3 protein-coding genes are annotated in these 1384 nt (G+C 29.3%); all 3 read right to left on the minus strand.

The genetic code is table 11. From position 1 onward, the window contains the following. Nucleotides 1–292: 292 nt before the first annotated feature. From F598_RS0114015 to F598_RS0114025, 3 genes are read right to left on the minus strand one after another with little or no spacing between them, the layout of a single operon-like run. The gene (locus F598_RS0114015) at nt 293–607 is read right to left on the minus strand and encodes a hypothetical protein (RefSeq protein ID WP_019039704.1); all 315 of its coding nucleotides are present in this window, start codon (nt 605–607) and stop codon (nt 293–295) included. Nucleotides 608–621: 14 nt separating this feature from the next. After that, on the minus strand, nt 622–771 hold the full coding sequence (locus F598_RS15395; RefSeq protein WP_157595030.1) for a hypothetical protein: 150 nt from the start codon (nt 769–771) through the stop codon (nt 622–624). 5 nt (nt 772–776) lie between these two features. After that, entirely contained in the window at nt 777–1265 is a 489-nt protein-coding gene (locus F598_RS0114025) for a lipocalin-like domain-containing protein (RefSeq protein ID WP_019039706.1), read from the minus strand. Nucleotides 1266–1384 lie beyond the last annotated feature (119 nt).

Consider the following 1384-nt stretch of genomic DNA (forward strand, 5'->3'; position numbering starts at 1 on the left):
AAATGGCATTTTAATCATTCCATTCAGCCGACTGACTTTCCTTTATTCAGATCAATAATTGAAATTAATTTATACAATATTTTTCAATCAATTTATCTACAACGGGAAGTGTATCTTTCAGTGGCGACCAAAAAAGCACAGCCCTTTTTCTTTCAGTCGTAAAGTTAGCAAATCACTCAGACTTTTGGTTTCAGCTCCCAGACCTCGCCATAGAAGATACATAGTGTTACCCAACGTTTTTATTCGATTAGTACAAGTTAAATTCTCTAAATATGAAAACGTATATCGAAACTTAAATTATTGACCAAATTTCTCCGATAATCATTTTTTTGGACATTTCATTTAATTCAAATCTAGATTTTCTAAGATTCCAAATTTGAAACAAAACACTTAATATAAACACCAATAGTGGTAAATGGTAATCAAATATTTTAAACCAAATGAAAGTAATTCCAAGCCAAGTCAAAATTCCACCAATTAGAACGCCAAAATATATATTAGTGAATCTTGAAATTATTCCACCCACTAGTGTAATCGGTATTGCTTGAATCGCAAAATATTGAATTATAAGTAAAACCAAGTAACCAAAAATAATTGTATAATCCATAAATTAAATGTAAACTATAAACTGCCTAACTTATCATTGATAGAATAAAGTTTACTGCTTAATTCAGAATTTGATTCTTTTAAGTCTTTTATGTCAGTTTGTAAACTTTCTATAATTGTTATTAAATCAGTAATTGTTTTTTCTAATCTTTGTATATCTGTCATAATATTTAATTTAATCTTGTCCAAGTTGATAACCAAATTTCATTATTTGGTAAATTACCGTCCTCTTCAAATCCATCCCTTTCATAATAGAGTTCTAATTTTAGTGTTTGCTCTGTTAATTCAATAATGTTAAATTTTCTTGTAAATATGCCTCCATTAAATCCACCCGTTGGATTTGTATAAGTCAATACGTTGTTTTCGATCGAAAAATCCAAAAATACATCAGGACCAACTTCTGAACAACTTGTAGTATTACCTGTTTGTTCATATTCTTTTATTTCCAATTCATTATTTTCAAAAAACTGTAAAGTCTCTAATAAACTGCATTCATCTAAAGTTTCTCTTTCTCCACCATAATTTGATTCTAAAATCTTCCATTTGCCATAAATTTCAGCTGTTATATTTGAATTATTTGAGTCATCGTCTGTTGAACATGAAACAATTATAAGTACGATAGCTAAAAGTAGTGTGCAATTAATTTTAATTTTTTTCATTATGTTAATTTTTAAATGTTGGGTAACGTTCGTGTGTATGGCTTCGTTGCGAGCAAACTAGCGCACATCTTTCAGCCGTGGCTGAAAGATAGGACATTGCGTGGAATTTTCGGTAGAAA

The sequence above is a fragment of the Psychroflexus tropicus DSM 15496 genome (assembly GCF_000378765.1).
GTDB classification, from domain to species: domain Bacteria; phylum Bacteroidota; class Bacteroidia; order Flavobacteriales; family Flavobacteriaceae; genus Psychroflexus; species Psychroflexus tropicus.

What these genes read in the sequence shown, in the direction of transcription:
- F598_RS0114015 (WP_019039704.1), bottom strand. Translation starts at nt 607, where the DNA reads ATGGATTATACAATTATTTTTGGTTACTTGGTTTTACTTATAATTCAA.
- F598_RS15395 (WP_157595030.1), bottom strand. Translation starts at nt 771, where the DNA reads ATGACAGATATACAAAGATTAGAAAAAACAATTACTGATTTAATAACA.
- F598_RS0114025 (WP_019039706.1), bottom strand. Translation starts at nt 1,265, where the DNA reads ATGAAAAAAATTAAAATTAATTGCACACTACTTTTAGCTATCGTACTT.